This is a genomic window from Streptomyces sp. NPDC097619 (genome assembly GCF_040302735.1).
Taxonomy (GTDB): Bacteria; Actinomycetota; Actinomycetes; order Streptomycetales; family Streptomycetaceae; genus Streptomyces.
In genome coordinates this window covers 88,865-111,587 of the sequence record NZ_JBEOSD010000003.1, presented here as the reverse complement: position 1 = coordinate 111,587, position 22,723 = coordinate 88,865, and the positions used below count along the sequence as shown (strand labels likewise).

The 22,723-nt window shown below is 70.8% G+C and carries 17 protein-coding genes and 1 pseudogene; 7 read left to right on the top strand and 11 right to left on the bottom strand.

Annotated elements, in window-relative coordinates; all coding sequences use genetic code 11:
- From sigM to ABTZ17_RS01715, 4 genes are all read right to left on the bottom strand, one after another.
- The gene (gene sigM, locus ABTZ17_RS01730) at positions 1-690 is read right to left on the bottom strand and encodes an RNA polymerase sigma factor SigM (RefSeq protein ID WP_352193516.1); all 690 of its coding nucleotides are present in this window, start codon (positions 688-690) and stop codon (positions 1-3) included.
- 25 nt (positions 691-715) lie between these two features.
- Positions 716-2,449, bottom strand: coding sequence for a protein kinase family protein (locus ABTZ17_RS01725; RefSeq protein WP_352193515.1), 1,734 nt, complete (start codon positions 2,447-2,449; stop codon positions 716-718).
- A 117-nt stretch (positions 2,450-2,566) separates the two neighbouring features.
- Entirely contained in the window at positions 2,567-4,771 is a 2,205-nt protein-coding gene (murJ, locus tag ABTZ17_RS01720; protein WP_352193514.1) for a murein biosynthesis integral membrane protein MurJ, read from the bottom strand.
- Between the two features lie 47 nt (positions 4,772-4,818).
- The gene (locus ABTZ17_RS01715) at positions 4,819-7,092 is read right to left on the bottom strand and encodes a DUF6049 family protein (RefSeq protein WP_352193513.1); all 2,274 of its coding nucleotides are present in this window, start codon (positions 7,090-7,092) and stop codon (positions 4,819-4,821) included.
- Between the two features lie 184 nt (positions 7,093-7,276).
- On the opposite strand from ABTZ17_RS01715, the gene ABTZ17_RS01710 reads away from it, so the two are divergent.
- A complete protein-coding gene (locus tag ABTZ17_RS01710) occupies positions 7,277-8,722 on the top strand; it encodes a CCA tRNA nucleotidyltransferase (RefSeq protein ID WP_352193512.1) in 1,446 nt (481 codons plus the stop codon).
- A 122-nt stretch (positions 8,723-8,844) separates the two neighbouring features.
- Here ABTZ17_RS01710 and ABTZ17_RS01705 read toward each other — a convergent pair whose 3' ends face one another.
- The 3 genes and pseudogenes from ABTZ17_RS01705 to ABTZ17_RS01695 form a co-directional block, all read right to left on the bottom strand.
- Positions 8,845-10,131: an MFS transporter gene (locus tag ABTZ17_RS01705; protein ID WP_352193511.1), complete on the bottom strand. Its 1,287-nt coding sequence runs from the start codon at positions 10,129-10,131 to the stop codon at positions 8,845-8,847.
- A 101-nt stretch (positions 10,132-10,232) separates the two neighbouring features.
- Entirely contained in the window at positions 10,233-11,315 is a 1,083-nt protein-coding gene (locus tag ABTZ17_RS01700) for an inositol-3-phosphate synthase (protein ID WP_352193510.1), read from the bottom strand.
- A gap of 61 nt (positions 11,316-11,376) precedes the next feature.
- Positions 11,377-11,976 (bottom strand): annotated as a pseudogene (locus ABTZ17_RS01695) (PadR family transcriptional regulator); the annotation flags it as partial.
- 273 nt (positions 11,977-12,249) lie between these two features.
- Here ABTZ17_RS01695 and ABTZ17_RS01690 point away from each other — a divergent pair.
- Both ABTZ17_RS01690 and ABTZ17_RS01685 read left to right on the top strand, forming a co-directional pair.
- Positions 12,250-14,913 carry a transglycosylase domain-containing protein gene (locus ABTZ17_RS01690; RefSeq protein WP_352193508.1) on the top strand — a complete coding sequence of 888 codons (2,664 nt, stop codon included), beginning with the start codon at positions 12,250-12,252 and terminating at the stop codon, positions 14,911-14,913.
- Between the two features lie 113 nt (positions 14,914-15,026).
- Positions 15,027-16,487: a glycosyltransferase family 87 protein gene (locus tag ABTZ17_RS01685; protein ID WP_352193507.1), complete on the top strand. Its 1,461-nt coding sequence runs from the start codon at positions 15,027-15,029 to the stop codon at positions 16,485-16,487.
- Between the two features lie 37 nt (positions 16,488-16,524).
- Here the strand turns inward: ABTZ17_RS01685 and ABTZ17_RS01680 are convergent, their stop codons facing one another.
- From ABTZ17_RS01680 to ABTZ17_RS01670, 3 genes are all read right to left on the bottom strand, one after another.
- Positions 16,525-17,556 carry an alanine racemase gene (locus ABTZ17_RS01680; protein WP_352193506.1) on the bottom strand — a complete coding sequence of 344 codons (1,032 nt, stop codon included), beginning with the start codon at positions 17,554-17,556 and terminating at the stop codon, positions 16,525-16,527.
- Positions 17,557-17,623: 67 nt separating this feature from the next.
- Positions 17,624-18,742: a lipid II:glycine glycyltransferase FemX gene (locus ABTZ17_RS01675; protein WP_352193505.1), complete on the bottom strand. Its 1,119-nt coding sequence runs from the start codon at positions 18,740-18,742 to the stop codon at positions 17,624-17,626.
- Between the two features lie 142 nt (positions 18,743-18,884).
- Positions 18,885-19,199: a hypothetical protein gene (locus ABTZ17_RS01670; protein ID WP_352193504.1), complete on the bottom strand. Its 315-nt coding sequence runs from the start codon at positions 19,197-19,199 to the stop codon at positions 18,885-18,887.
- A gap of 260 nt (positions 19,200-19,459) precedes the next feature.
- Here ABTZ17_RS01670 and rpsF point away from each other — a divergent pair, with 260 nt between their 5' ends.
- From rpsF to rplI, 4 genes are all read left to right on the top strand, one after another.
- The gene (gene rpsF, locus ABTZ17_RS01665) at positions 19,460-19,750 is read left to right on the top strand and encodes a 30S ribosomal protein S6 (protein WP_004950685.1); all 291 of its coding nucleotides are present in this window, start codon (positions 19,460-19,462) and stop codon (positions 19,748-19,750) included.
- Between the two features lie 74 nt (positions 19,751-19,824).
- The gene (locus ABTZ17_RS01660; protein ID WP_352193503.1) at positions 19,825-20,433 is read left to right on the top strand and encodes a single-stranded DNA-binding protein; all 609 of its coding nucleotides are present in this window, start codon (positions 19,825-19,827) and stop codon (positions 20,431-20,433) included.
- A 43-nt stretch (positions 20,434-20,476) separates the two neighbouring features.
- On the top strand, positions 20,477-20,713 hold the full coding sequence (rpsR, locus tag ABTZ17_RS01655) for a 30S ribosomal protein S18 (RefSeq protein ID WP_005315025.1): 237 nt from the start codon (positions 20,477-20,479) through the stop codon (positions 20,711-20,713).
- 17 nt (positions 20,714-20,730) lie between these two features.
- Positions 20,731-21,177: a 50S ribosomal protein L9 gene (gene rplI, locus ABTZ17_RS01650; RefSeq protein WP_352193502.1), complete on the top strand. Its 447-nt coding sequence runs from the start codon at positions 20,731-20,733 to the stop codon at positions 21,175-21,177.
- Between the two features lie 124 nt (positions 21,178-21,301).
- On the opposite strand, the gene ABTZ17_RS01645 is transcribed toward rplI, so the two are convergent.
- Positions 21,302-22,642, bottom strand: a complete 1,341-nt coding sequence (locus tag ABTZ17_RS01645; protein WP_352193501.1) for an MATE family efflux transporter — start codon at positions 22,640-22,642, stop codon at positions 21,302-21,304.
- Positions 22,643-22,723 lie beyond the last annotated feature (81 nt).

Below are 22,723 nucleotides of genomic sequence, written 5' to 3'. Positions count from 1 at the left end.
TCACGCTCGCCCACCTCCGCCCTTCACAGCATCTGGGTCCCTGGGTTCTGCTGCTGGTGGGACGGGTGTCCCCTGCGTCCGGTTCCTTCCCCGGTCCGCGTCACTGTTATCCCCGCTGTCACCGCGCAGATGAGTGAGCATCGGGAGGAGTCTGGCCCGGCCCCGTGCGCAGCGGCTCTTCACCGTGCCCGTGGGGACGTCGAGGATCCGCGCGGCCTCCGCGACCGGGTAGCCCTGCATGTCGACCAGGACCAGCGCGGCCCGCTGTTCGGCGGGGAGGGTCCTCAGGGCGGCCAGGAGCTCGCGGTGGAGGTCCTGGCGCTCGGCGGGGGCCTCGGCCGATTCGTGGGGCTCCAGGAGCCGCTCCAGCCGCTCGGTGTCCTCCAGCGGGGAGGTGCGGCGCACGGCAGCCTTGCGGGCGCGGTCCAGGCAGGCGTTCACCGTGATGCGGTGCAGCCAGGTGGTGACGGCCGACTGCCCGCGGAAGCCGTGGGCGGCCCGGTAGGCGGAGACCAGGGCGTCCTGGACGGCGTCCGCGGCCTCCTCCCGGTCCCCGAGGGTCCGCAGCGCCACCGCCCAGAGCCGGTCCCGGTGCCGCCGGACCAGTTCGTTGAAGGCATCAGGGTCACCGGCGACGTGGCGGTCCAGGAGCTCCTGGTCGCTGACGTCGCCGGTCGGTGCGTGGTCCAACGCGGGCCCCCTCCTGCGCGTCCGGTCAGCCGGAGAATCTCACGTCGGAGATGCCCTGCTTGTATCCGGTGCCCGAACCGCTCTCTCCGTCCCCCGCGGAACGGGGGACATCGGTGATCCAGAGCAGAACGTACCGGGTCTTCACCGGGGCCTTGGCCGTCATGCTCAGGTTCTTCGACGAGGTGGTCCCGGTGGCGATCTGTTTCATGTCGCCGACCGTGCCCGAGGGGGAGAGGGAGTCCGCGGCGTACACGGCGGCCGTGGTGTGGTCGCCGCCGTAGCGCAGCGCGAGGGAGGCCGCGGAGACCTCCTTCTCGGTCCCGAGGTCGTAGACGATGCCGACGCCCTCCTTGTACGGGGCCAGACGCGGACCGTCTATGAACGTCTTGGTCTTCCAGAAGGTCCCGGAGTCCCCGTCGTGGCTGCTGCTCACGTCACCGGCGTCCTGCGGGTTGCCGTCCGGGTAGTACTCCTGGGCCGCCTCCACCGGCAGCGTGACCGGGCTCTTCTTCTTGGGGGCGTCGTCGCCTTCGGTCTGCTGGGTCCCGGTGTTGTCGGATCCGCCGCTGCTGCGCTCGATCAGGGCGTCGGCGAGCTGCCAGCTGCCCAGCCCGAGGGCGGTGATGAGGAGGGCGGCCACGCCCCACTTGATGGCCCGCCCGGTGCGGCTCTGGAGCGGCGGGGGCGGCGGGGCCAGCGGCGGAACGGGGATCCGCACCTGCTGCGTGCGCCCGTAGCTGCCCTGCTGGTAGGTGGTGTGCTGGTACTCCGGCGGCGCCGTGAAGGCGGGCTCCGGGGGCCGGATCCGCGGCATGGCCGCCACGGCCTTGGCGAGCTCCTCCGGCGTGGTGCACGGAGGCTCCTGCCGGGAGGCGGTGGCCCCGTCGTTCGCCAGGGCCCGCATCGCGAGCTCGCCGAGCCCGCGGTGCACGCCGGCGCGGACCTGGTCGGGGGCGATCAACCCCACGCCCTTCGGGAGGCCGGTCAGCCCGTGCGCGTCGTTCTCGTACGGCCAGCGCTGGGTCAATGAGGCGTAGAGCAGGGCGCCGATGGCCTCGGTGTCCGTGCGTTGCGGGGAGGTGCTGGTGATGCCGCGCAGAGCGGCGTTCACGGCCAGACCGCGGATCCGGTACTGGCCGGTGGAGGTGCGCAGTATGGCGCCGGGGGTGAGCCGCAGGTGGGCCAGGCCCTCGCGGTGGGCCGCGGTCATCGCCTGGGAGACCTGGCTGACCAACTGGTAGGCCTCGTGGGCCTCCAGCGGGCCCGTGGCGAGGACGGTCGTCAGTTCGGTGGCGTCGGGCAGCCACTCGTGGACGACGTAGACGAGGTCGTTCTCCTCGACGGCGTCGAGGACCTGGACGAACCGGGGGTCGCCGAGGAGGGCGGCGGAGCGGGCGGCGGCCAGGACCGACCGGGCCCGGGGGTGGTCGGCGGGAAGCAGGTGGACGCCGACGGCCCGCCGCAGCTTCTCGTCCATCGCGCGCCAGCTGCTGAATCCGTCCAGACGGGTGACGCACTCCTCCAGCCGATAGCGTCTGGCGAGCTTGTGCCCGCTGTGCAGTTCCGGTGCGGAGCCGGAGGGGGAAGTCCTGCGTTCGCCTTCCGGCTCGCTCATGGGCGCGTCCGTCTGCTGCTGGGCTGTCCGGGCCTGCTGGGTCTGTGCCGCCCCGTCGGCCGCGGCCTTGTCCGCCTTGGCGGTCAGCGGCTCGTCACCGCTGTTGTCGGCCACGTCGACGGCAGCCGTGCTACGTTCCGCCACCGTCGTTCCTGCCTCCCCATCCGTTGCACGCTGTCGGCCAGTCTGCGAAGCCATGCCAATTGTGCCCACAGTCCGACGCTATGCACGACACGCGGCGGCGGACGATGGTTGTGCGGATCAGCGCCCGAGTCGTCCGCGCACCATGCCGACCATCGAGTTCAGCTCCTCGATCCGCATCCGCTTGGCGGCCACGAGGAACACGGCCATCAGGACGACACCGCCCGCGACCAGCGATGCGAGGGAACCGGTGACCCCGCTGCCCAGCAGTCGGGTGACGCCGTAGGCGGCGGCACCGCCCAGCGCGGCCGCCGGGACGCAGGCCCCGGCCAGTCGCGCATAGGTACGGATCACGTGCGAGCCGTCCAGGTCGCCGCCGAGCCGGGTACGCAGTCGGCGCCAGGCCACGCCCACGCCCACGGCGTAGCCGAGCCCGTAGGCCACGGCCATGCCGACCACGGCCCAGCGGGCCGGCAGCACCAGGAAGGCGATCGCGGCGCCCAGGGCGTTCACCGAGGCGACGATGACGGTGTTGTAGAAGGGCGTCCGGGTGTCCTCGTAGGCGTAGAACCCGCGGAGGACCACGTACTGCACGGAGTACGGGATGAGGCCCAGGCCGAAGGCCATCAGCACGTAGCCGATGTTCTGGGCGCCGGAGCCCGAACCGGCGTACAGCAGCGTGGCCATGGGCACGCCGAGCGCCAGGAAGGCGAACGAGCAGGGCACGATCGCCACGGCCGAGGTGCGCAGCCCGTAGGAGATGTCGTCGCGGACCGCCGCGGCGTCACCGTCGTGCGCGGAGCGGGAGATCCGCGGCAGTACGGCGGTCATCACGGAGACGGTGATGATTGCCTGCGGCATCTGCCAGAGCAGCAACGCGTAGTTGTAGGCGGTGATGCCGGTGCCCGGGTGGCCCTGCTTCTCCGCCACCGCGCCGGCCCAGGTGGCGAGCTGGGTGACGACCACCAGGCCGATCTGGTTGGCGAGGACGAAGAAGAAGGTCCACTTCGCCAGTCGGGCCGCCTTGCCGAGCCCGTGGCCCTTCCAGTCGAACCGCAGCCGGGGCCGGAAACCGGCCTCCTTCAGGTACGGGAGCATCGCCAGGGCCTGGACCGTCAGGCCCAGCAGGGTGCCGATGCCGAGCAGTCGGACGCCCTCCGCGGTCACGTTCTCCGGGGTGACCCCGGAGCTGGTGAATCCGCCGAAGGCCCAGATGAAGGCGCCGAAGGTGGCGATGACCACGATGTTGTTGAGGACGGGGGTCCACATCATGGCGCCGAACCGGCCCCGGGCGTTGAGGATCTGACCCAGCACCACGTGGACGCCCATGAAGAACATCGTCGGCAGGCAGTAGCGGGCGAAGGCGACCGCCACCTCCATCTGCTCGGGATCCGCCGCGATCTTCGTGGACATCATCCGGATGAACAGCGGGGCGGCCAGCACGCAGATGGTGGTGACACCGGCCAGCAGTACGACCACGAGGGTCAGCAGCCGGTTGGCGTAGGCGTCCCCGCCGTCCTCGTCGTTCTTCATCGCCCGCACGAGCTGGGGGATGAACACGGCGTTGAGGGCGCCGCCGCCGACGAGCACGTAGATCATCGTCGGCAGGGTGTTGGCGACCTGGTAGGTGTCGTTGAGCGTGCCCACACCGATCGCGGCGGCGATCACCAGGGTCCGCAGGAAACCGGTGATGCGGGAGACGATCGTCCCGGCCGCCATCAGGGCGGAGGACTTCAGCAGGCTCGAGGCCCGACCCGCGGGCTTCGCGGGTGCCGGCCGGGCCACCGGGGCGTCGGGAGCCGGGGGCGGCGGGGTCCGCGGGGCCGGCGGGACGGGCGCGGGAGCGGCCGCCTGCTGGTCCCGGTAGAGGTGGGCGAAGGCGTCCGGCTCCGGGCGCTGCTCGGAGGCACCGGTCACCAGCGAGTCGACGCCCACGAACTGCGTGGTCGTGGCGTTGTCCCCGTACGGCAGGTGCCGCGAGGGCCCGTCCGGCTCCGGCGCGGGGGTCTGCGCCCACAGCCGGGGGTCCGGGGAGTACGGGGCGGCGGCCGGACGCTCGTAGAGGGGGCCCGGCTCCACGAAGGTGCCCGGCGGGGGCGGCGGGTGCGCGGCCCGGTCGTAGAGCGCCTCGGTCACCGGATCCTGGGCCGACAGGTCGTGGGCCCGGTACGGGTCGTGGTGATAGGCGGCATCGACATACGGGTCCGGCTGCGGAGCTGCGGGCGGCGGTACCTGCCCGTGCACCGGCGCACCCGGAACCGCGTCCTGCGCGGGCACGGCGCCGCCCGTGCCCTGCGCGCGGTCACCGTCGTACGGCGCGTTCATCGAAACCCCACCTCATCGTCCCCAGGCCCGACCGGCCACGGCATCGCTCAACGGTCCACTGTCTCACCCGGGCCGGGCTCGTCACCGCTTTCGGATGCGGTGTCCGGGGCCGGGTCACTCGGCTGCGGGCTCTCGTCCGCGGCCGCACGGCCCGCAGCGCGCTTGCGACTGGCGTACATCTTGATGCCCGCGAGCACCAGCAGCAGCATGCCGCCGGCGATGACGAGCATCACCGTGGGGGTGATCTCCGTGGCGTCCACCGTGAAGCGGCGCTCGTTGCCGTAGCGGACCCCGTCCTTGGTGTAGAGCTGCGCGATGACCTCGACGGGGCCGCTCGCGGTGGCGTTCGCCGTGAACTTCACCGACTGGCTGTGGCCGCCCTGCACGGTCACGTCCTGCTGGGCCTCACCGGAGTCGCCGATCATCAGACGGGTGGGGTTGCTGGAGCGGAGCCTGAGCACCAGCCCGTCCACGTCCTGGACCAGGCTGTTCTGCACCGTCACCGGAATGGTGGCGCTGTGACCGGAGAGGGTGACGTCCGTCTTCGGGATCAGTTGCACCCGTTCGGTGAGCTTGACCAGGTACTCGTGGACCTGGGAGCGGTACTCCGCGCCCGCGGCGGCCCGGCCCCGCCAGGACGTGGACATCTCCCGGTCGAAGGCGTTCCCGAAGGGCACCTCCACCCGCTCCGGCTTGGACAGCACCACCTTGAAGTCGTCCAGCGTGCCCTGGCTGCCGCGGATCTGCTGGAAGGCCTCCTGCGAGAGCTCCTGCTTGCGCAGGGCCTGCGGATACTGGCCGGCGCCCGGCACCATCGTGGTGGCCCCGGGATCGGGCTGCGCCTTCGCGGCCGTCTCCAGGTCCACCGGCGTGCTCCACCGCCCCGCCTGGAGGACCTGGATGGCCGCGGCCATGCTCTGGGCCTGGCTGACGCTCGGCATGCGCTGCGGCGCGACGACGAAGCTCCGCTGGCCGTCCGCGTCCTGGAGGTTCATCGCCAGGCTCTGCGCCAGGAACTCCTGCACCGCGAGGGTGACCTGTCCGGCCTGGAGCATGTCGCCCTGGAAGGCCGTGGACAGGCGGGCGTCCGCCACCACCGCGGTCCGCCCGGCCCCGATGGGGCGCGGGGCCGACGGCGTGTACCCCAGGCCGCCCGTCTCCCGGAAGCTGTCGCTGCGCGCCAGCACGTTGTGCGCCCCGGCGGAGGTGGCCACGCTCACGATCGAGGGGTCCACGGCCCCGTCCACCGGCCAGGAGAAGTCGGTGGAGGGAGTGACGTGCAGGATGGTCTCCACCGCCTCCCGGGCCTTCTCCGTCGCGGGCCGCAGCCGCCCCAGGGACCCGGGGACGTCCTTCCCACGGTGCGCGAGCGAGGCGAGATCGGGGTCGGCGAACGGCAGGGCCACGACCTTCTTGCCCTTGACGGCCGTCTGGAGCGCGTTCAGCCAGTTCCGTGCCACGTCCTGGTTCCGGCCCGGCACGGTCGTCCCGTCCTCGGTGCGCACCTGGTAGCCGCGGGCCATGGCCTCCACGGTGGCCAGCAGGTCGGGGTCGATCACCCAGGTCACCGGCAGGCCGCTGCCCAGGGAGACCATCTGCTCCAGTCGCCCGCCGGTGCCCAGCTCGGCCGCCAGGAGGTCGTTCCCGAAGATCGGGGTCTGGGTCTCGTCGGAGCCGGTCTCCGCGGTCAGGTGGACCCGGGAGATCAGCGGCCACACGTAGCTGAACCGGGCCCGCTTCGACGCGGCCTCAGGCTGCCAGGGCAGGAAGGTCCGCTGGATGCCCAGCACCTGGTCCCACTGGCGGCTCTCGGTCTCCCCGGACACCGAGACGCCCAGCTGGTAGACCCCGTCCTCGTCCAGCTCCAGCTTGCTCACCGGGACCTGGAGGGTGAAGGGCTGGGCCACCTTGGAGGCCAGCTCGGGAAGCTTCACGGCGTAGTCGGAGTCGATCTCCGAAGGGTCGGTCCCGGGGCGGAACGCGGTCCGCTCCGCCACGTCGTCGATCGCGGAGCGCTCGTTGAGCGGCGGTCCGACCCGCAGGGCCACGTGGGCGTCCGTGACGGTCTCCGCGCCCCGGTTCACCACCGTGCCGGAGATGGTCAGCGTGTCGCCCTTCACCGGGGCGCTGGGGGTCAGCGAATTCAGCGAGACGTCGACCGTGGACGCGTCCGACTGCGGTGCGGCCTGGGCCACGGTGCCGTTCTGCACGTAGACCAGGCCGGCCATTATCGGCGTCCCGGCCAGCAGGACGACCGCCCGCCGCAGCCAGCGGCGGGCAGGAGCGGGGGCTACCCCCTGGAAATCTGCCGCCTCGGCCACGCTCGCCCGTCCCTCGTCGTGTCAGTGGTCGTCGGTTCTGCGTCCACGCATGGTAACGAGGCCCGCTGTGCCGGAGTGCCGCGGACTGCTCCACATGATCGGCCACGCCCGGTGGGATCCGGTGCCCGGGGCCCGGGAACAACGGGGAAGCCCCGGCCGGGCCGGGCACGTACCCTCTTCTGTTGTGCCGAACGCCAACGAAGACACCCCCGCCACCCTCAGTCAGGTGCAGCAGCGCGCAGTGAGCGAGCTCCTGCGCGTCGCCCCTGTCGCGGACGACCTCGCCCGCCGGTTCCAGGAGGCGGGCTTCAGCCTGGCCCTGGTCGGAGGCTCCGTGCGGGACGCGCTCCTCGGCCGACTCGGCAACGACCTGGACTTCACCACCGACGCCCGACCCGAGGACGTCCTCGGGCTGGTCCGCGGCTGGGCCGACTCCGTCTGGGACGTCGGCATCGCCTTCGGCACCGTGGGGGCCCAGAAGGACGGCTTCCAGATCGAGGTCACCACCTACCGGTCCGAGGCCTACGACCGGACCTCCCGCAAGCCCGAGGTCTCCTACGGCGACTCCATCGAGGAGGACCTGGTCCGGCGCGACTTCACGGTCAACGCCATGGCCCTGGCCCTGCCGCAGAAGGAGTTCGTGGACCCCCACGGCGGCCTGGAGGACTTGGCGGCCCGGGTGCTCCGCACTCCCGGCACCCCGGAGGAGTCCTTCTCCGACGACCCGCTGCGGATGCTGCGCGCCGCCCGGTTCGCGGCCCAGCTGGACTTCCGCGTGGCCCCCGAGGTGGTCACCGCGATGACGGACATGGCCGATCGCATCGAGATCGTGTCCGCCGAGCGGGTCCAGACCGAACTGAACAAACTGATCCTGTCGGCCGCCCCCCGCCAGGGCCTGGCCCTGCTCGTGGACACCGGGCTGGCGGACCGCGTCCTGCCGGAGCTGCCCGCCCTCCGCCTGGAGAGCGACGAGCACCACCGGCACAAGGACGTGTACGACCACTCCCTGATCGTGCTGGAGCAGGCCATCGACCTGGAGGAGGACGGCCCGGACCTGGTCCTCCGCTGGGCCGCCCTGCTCCACGACATCGGCAAGCCCCGGACCCGCCGGTTCGAGAGCGACGGCCGGGTCTCCTTCCACCACCACGAGGTGGTGGGGGCCAAGATGACCAAGAAGCGCATGACCGCGCTGAAGTTCTCCAACGAGATGATCAAGGACGTCTCGCGGCTGGTGGAGCTGCACCTGCGCTTCCACGGGTACGGGACCGGAGAGTGGACCGATTCCGCGGTGCGCCGCTACGTGCGCGACGCCGGTCCGCTGCTCGACCGTCTCCACAAGCTGACCCGCTCGGACTGCACCACCCGGAACAAGCGCAAGGCCAACGCACTCTCCCGGGCCTACGACGGCCTGGAGGAGCGGATCGAACAGCTCAAGGAGCAGGAGGAGCTGGACTCGATCCGGCCCGACCTCGACGGCAACGAGATCATGAAGGTCCTCGACGTGAGCCCCGGCCCGGTCATCGGCAAGGCGTACAAGTTCCTGCTGGAGCTGCGCCTGGAGAACGGCCCCATGGGGCACGAGGCCGCTGCCGAGGCCCTCAAGGAGTGGTGGGCGGCCGAGCAGGGCTGACCTCGCCGGGGCCCGGCCCCGAACAGGGCTGGTCCCGCCGGGCCCGGCCGGCAGCGGGCGCGTGTTTCACGTGAAACATCCGGCCGGGGCGCCCACGGCGGGTGCCCCGGTCCGGGGAGCGTTCAGGGGCGGTGTTTCACGTGAAACACCGCCCCTCCCGTACGTCGGAGCACCACCGCCACCGCTCCGTAGAGCAGGGCCACCCCCAGCAGCAGGGGCACCGACCGGCCGTCCGCCGGGAGCAGCCAGGCGGAGACGGCGGCCGCGGCCACGAAGGCCACGTTGAAGAGCACGTCGTAGACCGAGAAGACCCGGCCCCGGAAGGCGTCGTCCACCCGGAACTGCACCTCGGTGTCCGTGGCGATCTTCGCCCCCTGGGTGACCAGACCCAGCAGGAAGGCCGCCACCAGCATCGGCCCCGGGGCGAAGGGCGCGCCCAGGGCCGGTACGAGCACCGCCGCCGCGGCGGCCCCCATGGCCATCCAGCGCAGGGTGCCCCAGCGCCGCACGGCCGCGGGGGTCACCAGGGCGGCGGCGAAGAACCCGGCCCCGGACACCCCCACCGCCAGGCCGAGCAGGGCCAGTCCCTCGGACTCCGAATCGGTCCAGGCGTAGCGGCACAGCATCAGCAGCATGACGGTCAGGGCCCCGTAGCAGAACCGCATCACCGTCATGGCCGTCAGCGCGCGGGCCGCCTCCCGACGCTCCCGGAGGTGCCCCAGGCCCGCGGCCATGCCCCGTGCGGTGAGCGCCAGGGCCTCTCCGAGCCGGGGGTGGTCCTGCCGCTCGTGACGGTCCGGGCCGAGGAGATCAACGGAGAGCCGGAGCGAGGCCAGGGCGCCCGCGAGGTAGAGGGCCGCGCCCAGCAGGACCACGGGAGCGTCCGACTCGCCCGAGAGGAAGCGGACGAGGAAGGCCAGCCCGCCGCCCGCGGTGGCGGCGAGGGTCCCCGCGGTGGGCGAGAGGGCGTTGGCCGTCACCAGCCGCCGTTCGTCGACGACCCGGGGCAGCGCGGCCGAGAGGCCGGCCAGCACGAAGCGGTTGACGGCGGTGACCGAGAGGGCGGAGGCGTAGAACAGCCAGTCGGGCACGGAGGCCAGCAGGAGGGCGGCGGTACCGCAGGCCAGGACGGCCCGGACGAGGTTGCCGTAGAGGAAGACCTGTCGGCGGCGCCACCGGTCCAGCAGTACCCCCGCGAACGGGCCGACGAGGGAGTACGGCAGGAGCAGTACCGCCATGGCCGAGGCGATGGCGGCGGGGGAGGTCTGCTTCTCCGGGGAGAACACCACGTGGGTGGCGAGGGCCACCTGGTAGACCCCGTCCGCCGACTGGGAGAGCAGTCGCACGGCGAGCAGGCGGCGGAAGTCCCTCAGGCGCAGGAGTACGCGCAGATCACGTACGACAGGCATGTGGGCAAGGGTCACACACGCAGAGGGCCCCCGGGGCGATTGCCCGGGGACCCTCTGCGGAAGAACGGTCGAAGACCGGGAGACCCGGTCCCGCCGGCGTCTTAGCGCTCGACCTCGCCCTTGATGAACTTCTCGACGTTCTCCAGGGCCTCGTCGTCGAAGTACTGCACCGGCGGCGACTTCATGAAGTACGAGGACGCGGAGAGGATCGGGCCACCGATGCCCCGGTCCTTGGCGATCTTCGCGGCGCGCAGGGCGTCGATGATGACACCGGCGGAGTTCGGGGAGTCCCAGACCTCGAGCTTGTACTCGAGGTTCAGCGGGACGTCACCGAAGGCGCGGCCCTCAAGGCGGACGTACGCCCACTTGCGGTCGTCGAGCCACGCGACGTAGTCCGACGGGCCGATGTGGACGTTCTTCTCGCCCAGCTCACGGTCCGGGATCTGCGAGGTGACGGCCTGGGTCTTCGAGATCTTCTTCGACTCGAGGCGGTCGCGCTCCAGCATGTTCTTGAAGTCCATGTTGCCGCCGACGTTGAGCTGCATGGTGCGCTCAAGGCGGACGCCGCGGTCCTCGAAGAGCTTCGCCATCACGCGGTGCGTGATGGTGGCGCCCACCTGGGACTTGATGTCGTCGCCGACGATCGGGACACCGGCCTCGGTGAACTTGTCCGCCCACTCCTTGGTGCCGGCGATGAAGACCGGGAGGGCGTTGACGAAGGCGACCTTGGCGTCGATGGCGGCCTGCGCGTAGAACTTCGCGGCCTGCTCGGAACCGACGGGCAGGTAGCAGATCAGGACGTCGACCTGCTTGTCCTTGAGGACCTGGACCACGTCGACCGGGGCCTCGGCGGACTCCTCGATGGTTTCGCGGTAGTACTTGCCGAGACCGTCGAGCGTGTGACCGCGCTGGACCGTGACGCCCGAGTGCGGGACGTCGCAGATCTTGATGGTGTTGTTCTCGCTGGCACCGATGGCGTCCGAGAGGTCGAGGCCGACCTTCTTCGCGTCGACGTCGAAGGCGGCAACGAACTCGACGTCACCGACGTGGTAGTCGCCGAACTGGACGTGCATCAGGCCCGGCACCTTGGCCGCCGGGTCGGCGTCCTTGTAGTACTCGACACCCTGTACCAGCGACGTGGCGCAGTTGCCCACGCCGACGATGGCTACGCGAACCGAACCCATTCCGGTTGCTCCCTGTCAGTTTTCAGTGTTCCGGTTGAGGATCCGCTCGCGCGGGCCCTCACTTTGCAGTGTCGTCGGACGGGCCGGACCGTTTCAGGTCCCGTCCCGCCCGCTCGCTCTCGATGAGCTCGTTCAGCCAGCGCACCTCGCGCTCCACGGACTCCATGCCGTGCCGCTGCAGCTCGAGCGTGTAGTCGTCGAGGCGTTCCCGGGTGCGGGCCAGTGAGGCCCGCATCTTCTCCAGGCGCTCCTCCAGCCGGCTCCGCCGGCCTTCGAGCACCCGCATGCGCACCTCGCGCTCGGTCTGCCCGAAGAAGGCGAAGCGGGCGGCGAAGGACTCGTCCTCCCAGGTGTCCGGCCCGGTGTGGGACAGGAGCTCCTCGAAGTGCTCCTTGCCCGCGGGCGTCAACCGGTAGACGATCTTGGCCCGCCGCCCGGAGAGTGACGCGGCGAGCGCCTCCTCCGGAGCGCTTCCCGGCTCCTCGATCAACCATCCGCTGGCCACGAGAGTCTTGAGGCAGGGGTACAGGGTCCCGTAGCTGAACGCCCGGAACACTCCCAGCGAGGTGTTGAGCCGCTTCCGCAGCTCGTACCCGTGCATGGGGGACTCGCGCAGAAGGCCGAGAACGGCGAACTCCAGGATCCCGGAGCGTCTGCTCACCGGCCGCCTCCTCCCCCTGTCCGTCCCTTATGCCGAGCTGATGTATCGACTCGATACATCCAGACGATAGAACGCGCGTCTTCCCGCGACAAGGCCGGACATGGTGACCGGCGTCACATCACCAATTCGTAGGAAGCAAGTTGCCTGTTTTGGGGTGAACTTCGGCGCTGAGTGGGTTTTGAGCCTGCGTAGGCTGTGCGGGATGACACCGGGGGGACCGGAACTCACCCTGCCGCTTCAGGCGCACTCGCCTGCCCGAGGAGTATTCGTTCGATGAGCGAGCACCGTCGTAAACCGCCGCAGTCACAGGGCGGTGGACGAGCAGCGGCCCGCCGTGCCGCACAGCAGCGCCCGGGTCGCCGGGGAGCGGGCGGACCCGAGGTACCTCCCGGCTCCCCCACGGACCCGTACGGCCGCCCGCTCCACGGGCAGGACCCCTACGGGCAGCAGTCCTACGGTGAGGACGCCTCCTACGGCGGCCGCGCCGAGGCCCGCCGGGCCGCGCAGCGCGGCGGCCGCCGCAAGGGCGGTTCGCAGGCGGGCGGGAGCGCCGAGGGCCGCTTCATCAACTACCCCCGTGCCGAGAAGGACGGGTGGAAGCGGTTCGTGCCGAGCTGGAAGCTGGTGGGCGGCACCGCCCTCGGCTTCACCGCCGTGCTGACCGTGGGCGCCGGCCTGGCCCTCGCCCTCGTCAACGCGCCGGACGAGAAGCGCGCGGCCATCGCCCAGAACAACGTCTTCTACTGGGCCGACAAGGAGCAGATGGCTGCGGTCGGGGGCGAGCGCAACCGCCAGATCGTGCAGATCGAGGAGATCCCGCGCTCCCTCCAGAACGCGGTGATCGCGGCGGAGAACGCCTCCTTCGAGACGGACAAGGGCGTCGACCCCATGGGCATCGGCCGCGCCATGTTCAACATGGTGACCGGTGGGGACACCCAGGGCGGTTCCACGATCACCCAGCAGTTCGTGAAGAACACCTACCTGGACTCGGAGCAGACCCTCAAGCGCAAGGTCACCGAGCTCTTCATCTCGATAAAGGTCGGCGCGACCAAGGAAAAGCCCGAGATCATGCAGGGCTATCTGAACACCGCGTACTTCGGCCGCAACGCCTACGGCTGCCAGGCCGCCTCCCAGGCCTACTTCAAGAAGGACTGCCAGGAGCTCGACCCCTCCGAGAGCGCCTTCCTCGCCCAGCTCCTCAAGGGCCCGAACCTGTACAACCCGGACGGCGGCATCGGCGAGGCCGCCAATGCCAAGGACAACACCCGGCGGGCGACGGAACGCTGGGCCTGGGTCCTGGACCGTCAGGTCAAGATCGGGAAGATGGACCAGGCGGAGCGGGACAAGTACAGGACCTTCCCCAAGCTCCAGCCGCCCGCGCAGGCCCTCTCGCTCGCCGGACAGACCGGTTACCTGGTCGAGACGGCCAAGCAGTACGTGATGAAGAAGCTGGACCTCACGCCGGAGGAGCTCGACCGCGGCGGCTACCAGATCTACACCACCTTCGAGAAACCCAAGGTGGACGCCCTCGCACGGGCCGTGGACAAGACCCGCGAGGAGTTCCTGGACGAGAAGGAGCGCCCCGAGAAGGACAAGCACGTCCAGTTCGGCGCGGCCTCCGTCAACCCGGCGAACGGGGCCATCGTGGCCCTGTACGGCGGCGCGGGCTACGACAAGAACCACTTCTCCAACAACGCCAACACCATCGGCGTCCCGGTCGGCTCGACCTGGAAGCCGTACGTCCTGGCCGCGGCCATGGAGTACGGCACGGACAACTCCGACGGCGAGGGCCTCTCGGCGGACAGCAAGTACAACGGCAACGACCTCACCGTCATCAAGAACCGCGACGGTCAGCCGCTGCGGTACGCGGACGGCCGCGTCTTCCGGCAAAAGAACGAGAACCCGAAGGCGTACGGCTTCGTCACCCTGCACGAGGCGATGGAGAAGTCCATCAACACCCCCTTCGCCCAGCTGGTCTTCGACGTCGGCCACGACAAGGTGCGGTCGGTGGCCAAGGCCACCGGCATCCTCGACGAGTCGATGAACAAGAACAACGACGCCTCGTTCGCCCTGGGCACCTCCACCCCCTCGGCCATCCGCATGGCCGACTCCTACGCCACCTTCGCCGCCTCCGGCACCCACTACGAGCCCTTCTCCGTGACCAAGGTGCTCAAGGACGGCATGGAACAGCCCGGCTTCGAGGCCCCCGCGGCCCAGAAGGCCATGGACAACTCCATCGCCGACAACATCACCAAGGTGCTGGAGAACGTGGTGCAGAACGGCACCGGCACCAAGGCCAAGAAGCTGGGGCGGCCCGCCGCGGGCAAGACCGGTACCACCGACAAGAACAAGTCGGCCTGGTTCGTGGGCTACACCCCGCAGCTCTCCACGGCCGTCACGCTGTTCCGCTCGGACCCGTCCTCGAAGGAACTCCTCTCGATGAACGGCACCGGCGGCGTGCCCTCCATCCACGGTGGTGACATCCCGGCCGAGATCTGGGTCAACTACATGATCGACGCCGTGAAGGGCACCCCGGAGAAGGACTTCCCGGAGGCCGAGGAGATCGGCGTGGACGCCGACGCCGACGGCGCGCCGACCCCGAGCCCCTCCCCCTCGATCGAGGAGTCCCCGGAGCCCTCGCCCAGCCCGTCCACCCCGTCGAAGAGCCCCAGCCCGACCCCGTCCAAGGGCGGCAAGCCCTCCTGCAAGCCCTGGCAGTGGGACTGCAACGGCGACGGCGGGGCGGACGCGGGCACCAGCGTGGGCACCGACAACGGTGGCGTCAGCGACGGCGGCGTGACCGGCGGGACCAGCCCGAGCCCCTCGCCCAGCCCCAGCGGCAGGCCCGGCGCCAGCGGCGGCGGCGCCGGCGGCCGGGGCGGCAGCACCGACGGCGGCCTCTTCGGCGGCCCCGGGGGCGGCGGGGACGACGGCTGACCCGCGGGGACCGGCCGGGGGCCGGTCCCGCCCTCCCGAACGGCCCGGGGGCCGTCGCATCCAGGTGCGGCGGCCCCCGCCGCGTTCCCGCTCCCGTACGGCAGGATGTGCCCATGACGAAGGTGCGAGAGGACGGCCCCGTCCTGCCCACGCGCGAGGACGAGGTCGCGGCCGCGGGCAGCGAGCTGTTCGGCGGCCCGCTCGGCAAGCGGGCCCGGACCGGCGGCCACTGGCTGACCCCCGTCCGGGTGGTGGTGCTGACCGCGCTGGGCATGTTCGCGCTGGGCATGGTCCAGAAGCTGCCCTGCTACGACTGGGCCTGGTTCCGCGGGGCGGGATCGCAGTACACCCACGCCTGCTACTCCGACATCCCGCACCTGTACGCGGCCCGCGGCTTCGCCGACGACCTCACCCCGTACTTCGACCGGATCGCCGGGGACATGCAGTACCTGGAGTACCCGGTGCTGACGGGCCTGTTCATGGAGTTCGCCTCCTGGTTCACCCCGCACGGGGGCTCCATGCAGCACCGCGAACAGGTGTACTGGATGGTCAACGCCGGGCTCCTGATGGTCTGCGCCGCCGTCATCGCGGTCTGCGTGGCCCGCACGCACCGCCGCCGGCCCTGGGACGCCCTGCTGGTGGCCCTGGCACCGGCCTTCGCCCTCAACGCCACCATCAACTGGGACCTGCTCGCCGTCGCCCTCACCGCGGCCGCGCTGCTGATGTGGTCCCGCGGCCGGGCCCTGCCCTTCGGCATCCTCATCGGACTGGCCACCGCCGCCAAGCTGTACCCGGTGCTGATCCTCGGCCCACTGCTCGTGCTGTGCTGGCGGGCCGGCAAGTGGCGGGAGTACGGCACCGCGCTCGGCGGGGCCGTGGCCGCTTGGCTGGTGGTCAACCTGCCGGTGATGTGGCTGGCGCCGGACGGGTGGAAGCGCTTCTACACCTTCAGCCAGGAACGCCCCGTCGACTTCGGGTCCTTCTGGCTGATCGTCTCCCAGCGCTCCGGGAACCCTCTGGAGAACGCCAACACCTACGCCACGCTGCTGACGCTGCTGCTGTGCGGGGGCATCGGACTGCTGGCCCTGACCGCCCCCCGGCGGCCCCGGCTCGCCCAGCTGGCCTTCCTCGTGGTGGCCGTCTTCATCCTGACCAACAAGGTCTACTCGCCGCAGTACGTGCTCTGGCTGATCCCCCTCGCCGCCCTGGCCCGGCCCCGCTGGCGGGACTTCCTCGTCTGGCAGGCCGGTGAGGTCGTCTACTTCCTCGGCATCTGGATGTACCTCGCCTACACCACCAGCGGGGACAAGCACCAGGGCCTGCCGGTGGAGGGCTACCAGCTGGCCATCGCCGCCCACCTGCTCGCCACGCTCTACCTGTGCGCCGTGGTGGTCCGCGACATCCTCTACCCGGACCGGGACCCGGTCCGGCGGGACGGTTCCGACGACCCCTCCGGCGGGGTCCTCGACGGCGCCCCGGACGTGTTCGTGCTCGGGGACGCGGCGAGGGCGCCGCGGATCGCGGCGCCCCCGGAGGACCAGCGGGTGGGCTGGGGCGTACCGCCCCGGCCGTGACCCCCGGGCCCGCCGACCCGCGGCGGGCACGACGGGCTCAGCGGTCCGCGGACCGGTCGAACTGCGTGGTGGTGTGCCGCAGGTGCGCCACCAGCTCGTCGCCCACCGTGGGCTCGGTGGCGTCGGCGGGCACGAAGAGGATCGAGACCTGCATGTGCGGGGGCTCGGCGAACCAGCGCTGCTTGCCCGCCCACACGAAGGGCGACAGGTTGCGGTTGACCGTCGCCAGACCCGCCCGCGCCACGCCCTTGGCCCGGGGCATCACCCCGTGCAGCGCCTTGGGCGCCTCCAGGCCCACCCCGTGCGAGGTGCCACCGGCGACCACGACCAGCCAGCCGTCGGAGGCGGCCTTCTGCTGGCGGTAGCCGAAGCGGTCGCCCTTGGCGACCCGGGTGACGTCCAGGACCGAGCCCCGGTACTCCGTGGCCTCGTGGTCGCCCAGCCACAGCCGGGTGCCGATCCGGGCCCGGAACCGGGTCTGCGGGAACTGCTGCTGGAGCCGGACCAGCTCCTCCGCCCGCAGGTGGCTGACGAACATGGTGTGCAGCGGCAGCCGGGCCGCGCGCAGCCGGTCCATCCAGCCGATGACCTCCTCCACGGCGTCCGAGCCGTCCGGGCGGTCCAGCGGCAGGTGCAGGGCGAAGCCCTCCAGCCGGACGTCCTCGATGGCCGCGGCGAGCATGCCCAGGTCCTGCTCGGACACGCCGTGGCGCTTCATCGAGCTCATGCACTCGATGACCACCCGCACGCCGACCAGGGCGCGCACCCCGTCCACCGACGACACCGACCGGATCACTCGGTCCGGCAGCGGCACCGGCTCCTCGCCCCGCCGGAACGGGGTGAGGACCAGCAGGTCACCGCTGAACATGTCCTTGATCCGCGCGGCCTCGTAGGTGGTGCCGACCGCCAGCACGTCGGCGCCCAGCCGGGTGGCCTCCTCGGCGAGGCGCTCGTGGCCGAACCCGTAGCCGTTGCCCTTGCAGACCGGGATCATCCCAGGGAACTGGTCCAGAACGTGCTTCTGGTGCGCACGCCAGCGCGCGGTGTCGACGTAGAGCGTGAGCGCCATGACCGGTACGGAGCCTCTCTCGGGGAACGGTTGCGGAAGGGGTGGTGCGGGCGGGCAGCCGCGGGACTCAGCGACGCGACATGTAGATGTCGAGCGCCTTGTGCAGCAGCTTGTTGAGCGGGAAGTCCCACTCGCCGACGTACTCGACGGCCTCGCCGCCGGTGCCGACCTTGAACTGGATCAGACCGAACAGGTGGTCGTTCTCGTCCAGGGTGTCACTGATGCCGCGCAGGTCGTAGACGCCGGCGCCGAGCGCGTAGGAGTCGCGGAGCATCCGCCACTGCATCGCGTTCGAGGGGCGGACCTCGCGCTTGTGGTTGGCGGAGGCGCCGTAGGAGTACCAGACGTGCTGGCCGACCGTCAGCATCGTGGCGGCGGCGAGGGCCTCGCCCTCGTGCTTGGCGATGTACAGGCGCATCCGGTTCGGGTCCTCGGAGTTGAGGGCCGTCCACTGGCGCTGGAAGTAGCTGAGCGGGCGCGGGCGGAACTTGTCGCGCTCGGCCGTGATCTCGTACAGGTGCTGCCAGGTGGGCAGGTCCTCGTAACCGCCTTGGACCACCTCGACGCCGGCCTTCTCGGCCTTCTTGATGTTCCGGCGCCACAGCTGGTTGAAGCCCTTGAGGACGTCGTCCAGGGAGCGGTTGGCCAGCGGGACCTGGAAGACGTAGCGGGGCTGCACGTCACCGAAGCCGGCGCCGCCGTCCTCGCCCTGCTGCCAGCCCATCCGACGCAGCTTGTCGGAGACCTCGAAGGCCCGCGGCTCGATGAAGGAGGCCTCCACGTCGCGCAGTCGCTTCACCTCGGGGTCCTGGATGCCGGCCTTGATGGCGGTGGCGTTCCAGCGGCGGATGACGACCGGCGGACCCATCTTCACGGTGAAGGCGCCCTGGTGCTTCAGGTGGGCCAGCATCGGCTGGAGCCACTCCTCCAGATTGGGCGCGTACCAGTTGATGACGGGGCCTTCGGGGAGGTACGCCAGGTACCGCTTCACCTTGGGCAGCTGGCGGTACAACACCAGCGCGGCGCCGACGAGTTCACCGGAGCCGTCGAACCAGCCGAGGCTCTCGTGGCGCCACTCGTTCTTGACGTCGGCCCACGCCGGGACCTGGCAGTGGCTCGCCGAGGGCAGGCTCTGGATGTAGGCCAGATGCTGCTCTCGGCTGATGGTCCTCAGGGACAGGCTCATGCGGGGTGTCTCCTCCGGCGGCTTCGCTGGGTATGGCGCGAAGCCTACTGGGACAAGGGCGGCACCCATCTGGGGGACGGGCCGCGGAACCGTCCGCGGCCCGTCCTGCACCGTGCCGGGGAGATGCCCCCGCAGCCCGCGGTCAGCCCAGGACGCCGCCGAAGAGGCCGCCGTGGGCCATGCCCAGGAAGAAGCCGACGGCCGAGGCACCGAGCCCGATGATCAGCCCGAAGCGCTCGCGTGTCGTCTCCGAGATGAACTGGCCGTAGGCCCCGGTCAGGATCCCGACGAGGCCGGTCCAGGAGCTCAGCAGGTGCAGGTGGTCGAAGAATCCCGTGACGAACGCCACGGCGCCGAGGACCAGGGTCACGGCGAGCAGCGTGTCCTGGAGGGGATGCGGCTTGCCGTCGGTGGACAGCAGGGAGATGGGGGACTGCGGACGCATTGCCTGTGCCATGAGGCACCTCCCGACGGAGGAGAGTCGTGCCGCGGGGCCTGTCCGGAACCGGTCGGGACCGGCTCTGCCGGGCATAGCACCGCACACACCCGATGCCTACAGATTGTGGCCCCTGGCCGCCGGATTTCAACCGGAAGGACGGGAGCAGGTACTCTGTACGGTCTGCGCTGTGTCTGCTCTCAGCCACGGCGCGGCACGCATCACGACCCTCCTGCCACGGAACGACCGTGGCCGCTGAGTCCAAAGGAGGTGGGTTCCACATGCGTCACTACGAGGTGATGGTCATCCTCGACCCCGATCTGGAGGAGCGCGCTGTCTCCCCCCTGATCGAGAACTTCCTCTCCGTCGTCCGTGAGGGCAACGGAAAGGTGGAGAAGGTCGACACCTGGGGCCGTCGTCGGCTCGCTTACGAGATCAAGAAGAAGCCCGAGGGCATCTACTCGGTCATCGACCTGCAGGCCGAGCCTGCGGTCGTCAAGGAGCTCGACCGCCAGATGAACCTGAACGAGTCGGTCCTCCGGACCAAGGTCCTCCGCCCCGAGACCCACTGAGCTTCCGCTCAGAAGTCTCCGGGTTCGAGTAGCCAAGCACCAGCAGCCAGCAATCCCCGCCGAGAGGTTCATCCATGGCAGGCGAGACCGTCATCACGGTCGTCGGCAATCTCGTCGACGACCCCGAGCTGCGCTTCACCCCCTCCGGGGCGGCCGTCGCGAAGTTCCGCGTCGCGTCCACCCCGCGCACCTTCGACCGTCAGACCAATGAGTGGAAGGACGGCGAGAGCCTGTTCCTGACCTGCTCGGTCTGGCGCCAGGCGGCGGAGAACGTCGCCGAGTCGCTCCAGCGCGGTATGCGCGTCGTCGTCCAGGGCCGGCTCCGCCAGCGCTCGTACGACGACCGTGACGGAGTCAAGCGCACGGTCTTCGAGCTGGACGTCGAGGAAGTCGGCCCCAGCCTCCGCAACGCCACGGCCAAGGTCACCAAGACCACCGGTCGCGGCGGCCAGGGTGGCTACGGCGGCGGTGGCGGCGGCCAGCAGGGCGGCGGCGCCGGTGGCGGCGGCTGGGGCGGAGCCCCCAGCGGCGGCGGCCAGCAGCAGGGCGGCGGAGCTCCCTCCGACGACCCCTGGGCCTCCAGCGCGCCGGCCGGTGGCCAGCAGCAGGGTGGCGGCGGTGGCGGCTGGGGCGGAAGCTCCGGCGGCTCCGGCGGCGGCTACTCGGACGAGCCGCCCTTCTAGGGCAGCCCGTTCCCCCACTTCTTGATCACACAGGAGAAACACCATGGCGAAGCCGCCTGTGCGCAAGCCTAAGAAGAAGGTCTGCGCGTTCTGCAAGGACAAGACCGCGTACGTGGACTACAAGGACACGAACATGCTGCGGAAGTTCATTTCCGACCGCGGCAAGATCCGTGCCCGTCGCGTGACCGGCAACTGCACGCAGCACCAGCGTGACGTCGCCACGGCCGTCAAGAACAGCCGTGAGATGGCGCTGCTGCCCTACACGTCCACCGCGCGCTAAGGAAGGGTGACCGACTAATGAAGATCATCCTGACCCACGAGGTGTCCGGCCTCGGTGGCGCCGGCGACGTCGTCGACGTCAAGGACGGCTACGCTCGCAACTACCTGGTCCCGCGTGGTTTCGCGATCCGCTGGACCAAGGGTGGCGAGAAGGACGTGGCGCAGATCCGCCGCGCCCGCAAGATCCACGAGATCGCGACCATCGAGCAGGCCAACGAGTTCAAGGCCAAGCTCGAGAGCACGAAGGTCCGTCTGGCCACCCGCTCGGGTGACGCCGGCCGCCTCTTCGGCTCCGTGACCCCGGCCGACATCGCTTCGGCGATCGAGGCTTCCGGTGGTCCGAAGGTCGACAAGCGCCGCGTCGAGCTGGCTGCTCCGATCAAGACCCTCGGTTCGTACCAGGTCTCCGTGCGTCTGCACGCCGAGGTCGCCGCGAACGTGGCCGTCGAGGTCGTCGCCGCCTAAGTGCTGCGCATGAAGGGCCGCACCCTCCGGGGTGCGGCCCTTCGTCATGTGCCGGGCCGTTTCACGTGAAACGGACCTGGCGTTTCACGTGAAACAGTCCGGCTGTTTCACGTGAAACGGAGACTCAGCGGGTGGCCCCCGTGATCAGCCAGCGGCCCGACCGGGCGCGCAGCTGGAGGGTGGCCATCCGGACCGCCATCATCAGGGTCATGGCCCACCACAGGGCCGTGAGGCCGCCGCCGAGGCTGGGCACCAGCAGGGCGACCGGGGCGAAGACGGCGAGGGTGGCCAGCATGGCCCAGGCCAGGTAGGGACCGTCCCCGGCACCCATCAGGACCCCGTCGAGCACGAAGACGATCCCGCAGATCGGCTGGGCGAGGGCGACCACGAGCAGGGAGGGCAGCAGGGCGGCCTCGACGGCGGGGTCGTCCGTGAACAGGGGGATGAAGAGCGGGCGAGCCAGGACCACCAGCAGTCCGAGGACCAGCCCGGAGCCGATGCCCCACTGCACCATGCGGCGGCAGACCGCCCGGGCCCCCTCGGTGTCCTCCGCGCCCAGGTAGCGGCCGATGATGGCCTGCCCGGCGATGGCGATGGCGTCCAGGGCGAAGGCGAGCAGGCTCCACAGCGAGAGCAGGATCTGGTGGGCGGCGACATCGGCGTCCCCGAGGCGGGCCGCGACGGCCGTCGCGATCATGAGGATGGCCCGTAGGGACAGGGTCCGGACCAGGAGCGGGGCCCCGGCCTGGGCGCAGGCCCGGATCCCGGCCGCGTCGGGGCGGAGCGATGCCCCGTGCCGCCGGGCCCCGCGGACCACGACGATCAGGTAGGCGAGGGCCATGCCGAACTGGGCGATGACCGTGCCCCAGGCCGATCCGGCGATGCCGAGACCGGCCCCGTAGACCAGGGCGACGTTCAGCACGCCGTTGGCGACGAAGCCGCCGACGGCCACGTAGAGCGGCGTGCGGGTGTCCTGGAGGCCGCGGAGCACGCCGGTGGCCGCGAGGACCATCAGCATGGCGGGGATGCCCAGGGCCGAGATCTTGAGGTAGGTGACGGCGTACGGGGCGGCGGTGTCGGAGGCGCCGAAGAGGCCGACCAAGGCGGGGGCCGTGGGCAGGGTCACCGCGATGACGGCGATGCCCAGGAGCAGGGCCAGCCAGATGCCGTCCATGCCCTGGCGGATGGCGGCGGGCAGGTCGCCCGCGCCCACGCGTCGGGCCACGGCCGCGGTGGTGGCGTAGGCGAGGAACACGAAGCCGCTGACGGCGGTGGCGAGGAGGGCCGCGGCCACGCCGAGTCCCGCGAGCTGGGAGGTGCCGAGGTGCCCCACGATGGCGCTGTCGGCCATCACGAAGAGCGGCTCGGCGACGAGCGCCGCGAAGGCGGGGACGGCGAGGGCGAGGATCTCGCGGTCGTGCTGCCGGCCGGTGGCCTTCTTCGGTCTCGCGGGGGCCTGTGTCATGTGCTCAATCTAGTCTTCCACAGGTAATGGCTACAAGGGCCTTGTGACCATTACTTCGAGCGCGCTCGGCAGCTCGTTCGG

Coding starts and splice junctions, on each gene's coding strand:
- ABTZ17_RS01670 (WP_352193504.1), bottom strand. CDS start 19,199: ATGGCACAGGCAATGCGTCCGCAGTCCCCCATCTCCCTGCTGTCCACC.
- rpsF (WP_004950685.1), top strand. CDS start 19,460: ATGCGTCACTACGAGGTGATGGTCATCCTCGACCCCGATCTGGAGGAG.
- ABTZ17_RS01690 (WP_352193508.1), top strand. CDS start 12,250: ATGAGCGAGCACCGTCGTAAACCGCCGCAGTCACAGGGCGGTGGACGA.
- rplI (WP_352193502.1), top strand. CDS start 20,731: ATGAAGATCATCCTGACCCACGAGGTGTCCGGCCTCGGTGGCGCCGGC.
- ABTZ17_RS01675 (WP_352193505.1), bottom strand. CDS start 18,742: ATGAGCCTGTCCCTGAGGACCATCAGCCGAGAGCAGCATCTGGCCTAC.
- ABTZ17_RS01700 (WP_352193510.1), bottom strand. CDS start 11,315: ATGGGTTCGGTTCGCGTAGCCATCGTCGGCGTGGGCAACTGCGCCACG.
- rpsR (WP_005315025.1), top strand. CDS start 20,477: ATGGCGAAGCCGCCTGTGCGCAAGCCTAAGAAGAAGGTCTGCGCGTTC.
- ABTZ17_RS01685 (WP_352193507.1), top strand. CDS start 15,027: ATGACGAAGGTGCGAGAGGACGGCCCCGTCCTGCCCACGCGCGAGGAC.
- ABTZ17_RS01705 (WP_352193511.1), bottom strand. CDS start 10,131: ATGCCTGTCGTACGTGATCTGCGCGTACTCCTGCGCCTGAGGGACTTC.
- murJ (WP_352193514.1), bottom strand. CDS start 4,771: ATGAACGCGCCGTACGACGGTGACCGCGCGCAGGGCACGGGCGGCGCC.
- ABTZ17_RS01680 (WP_352193506.1), bottom strand. CDS start 17,556: ATGGCGCTCACGCTCTACGTCGACACCGCGCGCTGGCGTGCGCACCAG.
- ABTZ17_RS01660 (WP_352193503.1), top strand. CDS start 19,825: ATGGCAGGCGAGACCGTCATCACGGTCGTCGGCAATCTCGTCGACGAC.
- ABTZ17_RS01645 (WP_352193501.1), bottom strand. CDS start 22,642: ATGACACAGGCCCCCGCGAGACCGAAGAAGGCCACCGGCCGGCAGCAC.